At 55.6% G+C, this 4,940-nt stretch carries 3 protein-coding genes; 2 read left to right on the top strand and 1 reads right to left on the bottom strand.

Annotated features, from left to right (window positions below):
- Positions 1-526: 526 nt before the first annotated feature.
- Positions 527-2,434, bottom strand: coding sequence for a tetratricopeptide repeat protein (locus tag VNX88_10890; protein ID HWY69166.1), 1,908 nt, complete (start codon positions 2,432-2,434; stop codon positions 527-529).
- Positions 2,435-2,696: 262 nt separating this feature from the next.
- Here VNX88_10890 and VNX88_10885 point away from each other — a divergent pair, with 262 nt between their 5' ends.
- Together VNX88_10885 and VNX88_10880 are read left to right on the top strand one after the other, a co-directional pair.
- On the top strand, positions 2,697-3,233 hold the full coding sequence (locus VNX88_10885) for a hypothetical protein (protein HWY69165.1): 537 nt from the start codon (positions 2,697-2,699) through the stop codon (positions 3,231-3,233).
- Positions 3,234-3,635: 402 nt separating this feature from the next.
- On the top strand, positions 3,636-3,992 hold the full coding sequence (locus tag VNX88_10880; GenBank protein ID HWY69164.1) for an HNH endonuclease: 357 nt from the start codon (positions 3,636-3,638) through the stop codon (positions 3,990-3,992).
- Positions 3,993-4,940 lie beyond the last annotated feature (948 nt).

The raw sequence follows: 4,940 nt of genomic DNA, 5'->3' as shown, positions 1-4,940 counted from the left end.
CAGCCTTCACGAGACAAGGCAGCGTTACGGTGCCGCTAGATTCTCCGACCGCAACACCGAAGGCCGAGGGACAGCCTGCCATCGGCGTGCCGGGCGAATCGATCAGGACGGTATCCCCACGTGCTGGAACCGCCCAAACCATTAAAACCAAACCAACAAGCAGATAGGTTCTCATGGGACACTCCTTCGCACACGAAACTGCTTTCCAATTCACAAGTGGACGGTGATGTGATTTTGTTGTACGGCTTCCTGGGTTTTCGATCGTCGGCGCCGTGTGGCACCTCCACGTATCTCCGGACGATCGGCGTCTTGTCGCTGAGAATGCAAGACAGCCTGGGGAATTACCCCGAAGCGTATCGCGCAAGATTGTCGCCGTCAACTTAAGCAAAGGAGAGCATAGTCACAGCGTCTGCCCGGTTCAGTGCCTGATAAGTTCTATAAAGGGAAGTCAAGAAAAAACACATCTCCGCCGGAGACGAGGCCGAGGGCTCTTTAAGCCACGACAGGACGAGTCGAATGCCGTTGGTCATCGCAGGGTCTCCAGAAAGAATAGAAAGCGGATATCGGAGCGTAGCGGATCAAATTCCGGCTCAGCCCCAACGTCCAGCGCTGTATAGGATCTCTCATCGCGCGCCTTATTCAGCCATACGAAGGCCTCGGATTGGTCGCCAAGCCCTGCAAAGATGGCCGCGACGTCATGAGAAGCCATATAGGATTGGCGCGAAGTTGCTTGTAACTTGCGAACCATGCGCAACGCTTCGTCTCGTTTGCCCGCCTTTGCGTACGCATAAGCAAGCCAAGCGACATAGAACAGATGGTTCTCTGAGTTCTCAGACAATCGGGCGGCTGTCTGGCACTCCACTAATCCTGCCTTGAGATCGCCTTTCTGGATATAGGCACGGCCTAGGTAGGTATGCGCGAGCGGGAAGGCCGGATCTATTTCGATTGTCCGCCGGTACTCTTCCATCGCCTGGTCGTAGTGCCGACCGAGATAAAGAATCCAGCCGGTGATCGTACCCACAGCGATTGAGAGTGGGTCAACTTGCTTAGCAAGTCTTATCTGTTCCAAGGCTTCTTGCTCGCGTCCAGCAGATGCTAACCGCTCCGCGTACCATTGATGGGCGGTCGCATCGTTTGGGTTCAGTGCAATCGCTCGGCGGTATTCTCGTTCTCCCGCTGCAGCGTCCCATTCGTACTCCCATGTGAATGCACCTAGGGCAGTGTGAGCCGCGGCAAGTGTTTCGTCCAGCTGCAACGCCTTGAGAGCTGCCGCCCGGACTTCCGGATATGCTTGCGAAGGGGGCTGGAGTCGATAGCCGTTCAAGACCACGTGCGATTCAGCGAGCATCGCATATGCTGGGGCATAATTAGGATCGAGTTCGATGGCTCGCTCGAAATACACAATACCCTTTCTCACTTCAGCCGCAGTCCTCTTATTCCAAAAGTAGCGGCCTTTCAAGTAGGCTTCCTCCACGGCAGGATCTACTGGCCGATTGCTCTGATTACGTGCGTCTTCATTCGCAGAGAGGCTGATGCCGACCTGGTTGGTAATCTGGGCTGCCAATTCGTCTTGTAACGCCAACACATCCCGGACGTCCCGCTCATAGCTTTCGGCCCAGAGATGGCGGTCTGTGCGGGCGTCAATCAACTGAGCGGTGATGCGCACGCGATCACCCGAACGCATCACTCGTCCTTCGACCACCGCATCCACGCCCAGTTGCCGAGCGACTTCGGGCAGGAGGAGTTTCGTTCCTTTGTACCGCTCAACAGATGTGTGGGAGATGACCTGCAACTGGCTGACCTTAGCGAGATCGGTGATCAGCTCGTCGGTCATGCCATCGCTGAAATACTCTTGGTCTGGATCGTTCGAGAGATTCTGCAACGGAAGAACGGCAATGGAGTGAATTTTGGGGGTGCGAGAGCGGGCAAAGATGCGGGTACGGAGTCTGTCGGCATTCAGCGACAACAAGAGCGCGGCGATAGCGGCCAGTGAGAAAGCAGCGATCAGTCGCCAGGAAAGCCTTGCGCTGGCCTGGACGGCAGGCCGCTCTAGGGAATCATTAGCCGCGGTTGAGCGTGGCTCCCTGGATTCCGGGGGAATGGACTGGGGCGAAATGGTGCCGATGAAGCGATAGCCGCGGCGAGGAATCGTCTCAATGAAATGAGGACTCTCGGCCGAGTCACCGAGCACTTCGCGCAAGCGATTGACGGCCTTTTTGAGCGCCAGCTCGTAGTCAACGAAGGTATTCCCCGGCCAGATGCGCTCCCGCAACTCCTGCCGCGTAACGATGTCCTGAGGGCGTTCCAGCAGGACTTGTAACACTTGGAAAGGTTGGCCCGCGAGTTTTTGCCTCAACCCGGCTTTGCGAACCTCACCCGCTTGCAGATCCACTTCGAAGATACCGAACCTTATGATCCGCGACTGGTTGGGCATGGTGACCTTGGCCCACTTTGTCCCAATTGACGCAGAGTCTATCACGTTCCGTACGGGCTTGAACGAAGGGCTGCAGGAACGTTGGATGATTAGAGCCCGAGAATCAATAACTTCCAATGGAACCAACAAACCACCAGCTGGGTTCTTGTCCCTAGTTCGCGCTTGAGCCATTGTGTGCGGCTAGTAGTAGCCAAGGACTTGCCCCTTTCCAGCTCGTCGAGAATCAGACAGGATCCTGGCGCACCAAAAAAGGAGATCCACCATGTCATTCGGAAGGATCGCTCGCATTGCATTCCTAGTTTCCGGTGCAGTCTTCCTCACTGCATTCATCACCAGCGGCGGAGGCCATCCGACCACCGCGGCCCAGCCACGCTCCGAATCCGGGGAACGTCACTGCACTCACGTCGGTGGCAGCATCATCACCAATTTCGGCGCCGTGGACGCCAACACGACTTTGGGCCCGGTAACGGGTGACCTGCGTGGTGCGGTTGCCGCAATGTTGCTGACGGCTCCTCAGCCGGGTCCAAACGGCACGGTGATATTCCACGTTCAGCATCACTGGGTCACTGAATCCGGCGACAACATCTACTTGGATCCCGCCGTCGCCACTACCGTTCCGGTTCAGAATTCCCAAACTCGCTTCGCTATCATCACGTATCCCTCACGCATCACAGGCGGAACAGGCCGGTTCGCTGGAGCCACAGGCGATGTGAACTACTTCGGTGAAGCCGACCTAGTCGCCGGCACCGCGCTTCGCTACTCCGGACAAATCTGCTTCGCCGACCCTGACGACCGGTAGCCAACAATCGGATCATTCAGTCTCAGATGGATCCGCTAAAAGAAAATCACTATGACTACAGGAATCGCTTGCTTGACTCATAAACTTCTCCCTCCCAAGGGTCCTAGGTGCAACCTCCTTGGCGGAAGCATGCGCAGCAACAAAAGCAGCAGCAACCTGAGGTCGGAAGCACGTAAACGGCCTCGTCGCGGCGCGTTCGACGGCAGGCGGGAGATTTAGCCAGATCGAGGCTCCATATGCCAACTGGTTCGATGTCGATGATATAGGCACAATCGCGACCGTTCCGGAATGGTGTAATGAAAGCCGATCTTCCTCAGTTGCTTGTCGCGTTCGGTCAGATCAGACTTCCCCTCTTCTCAATCATCTTAATATGCAATAGGATTTCTGATTTGGAGGTGCTCCATGCCATTCAACATCATGACCCTGTCAAGAGTCGATATGCCCGTAAGCCAGGCCGAAGGCCTGAAGATTCTGGAACGTGATGAATTCTGCTGCAAGTACTGCGGATTGGATGGGAGGGCCAGCTTTGAAAACGCCCTAATCATGTCCGTTGATTTCGTCGTGCCGCGTGCCCACAAGGGCAAGAAGGATCCTGCCAACCTGGTATCCTGCTGCCGTCCGTGCAACTTGATCAAAGGCAAGCGGGTCTACAAGAACTTCGAGGATGCCAAAAAATATGTACTTGCCAGGCGCGAAGAGATGCGCCAGGCCTGGGAAAGCAAGCGTTCCCGCCCGGCAGCAAAAGCGGCTTCCGCTTAATACGCGTTTCGAGCGTACGCTGATAAAGAGTAACGCCCTGGCTCACGGTGGGAGCGCGAGGAAAAGAGAAGAGCTACTTCCGCTCTTGTCGTAAGCAAAACTCCGGAAAGCTATTCGTCTGTGAGCCCAAAGAATTTGTCTCTGACGGGGTGCAGTCGGGATTTGGGAGCAACTTGGGACCAAAACACCCCATTTTATGGTCTTATTTTGTGGGTTGAGCAACGTAAGGTCAACTGAGTCATCAGAATTTATGGAGCGGGCGATGGGAATCGAACCCACGTCCGAAGCTTGGGAAGTCTTTGAGGATCTTCATTCCCTTCTCTTCCCACGTCATGCAGCCAGCTCAATGCGAAAGTTAATCGTTGGGTTGTAACATGCGATTCTGGCCCCCGAATCGAACTGGCTGGGGACGCACTTGACGCATGGCCGTTGGTCGTTGGTCAGCCCGTTTGTATCAGAGCAAATCCTTTGATCCGTTGGCGGGGCGAGCGGGGCAATTCAAGGCCTCCTCAAAAATCTAAGTGACTGTGGCACCGCGCCTTAGCTTAGATTTTTCCTCGTTCGCAATGAGGAGGTCGCCGGTTCGATCCCGGTCTCGTCCACCAAACTACTTTGCTTTGCGAAAGCCGGATGCTCCATCCGGCTTTCGGCGTTATGAGACCCGAAGAGTTGGTCTTTATTCTTGCGAATTCCGCAAGGCGTGGGATTCGCGAGCCGTCGGTCGTCGATTCCACTCGGAAGCTCAGGGAAAGCGATCTTCCCCCGCAGCCGTTCTCCATCCCGGCGAGCAGGACGCTCGATGATTCGTGTTGCAGTTGAAGCGAGGGCACGCCAACTGCTCTGGCACTTCAACGAGTAGCGCGTTTTTAGGCCGAGTGAATCATCGTCTTACCTCGTTCTTCAGCTTTCTCCCTAGCCGGCTCGTAGGTTTTGTGAGCCAACTGAACA

This window comes from Terriglobales bacterium (assembly GCA_035567895.1).
GTDB lineage: Bacteria > Acidobacteriota > Terriglobia > Terriglobales > Acidobacteriaceae > Gp1-AA112.
The sequence above is the reverse complement of the archived record's forward strand: the minus strand, read 5'-3'. Positions and strand labels throughout refer to the sequence as shown.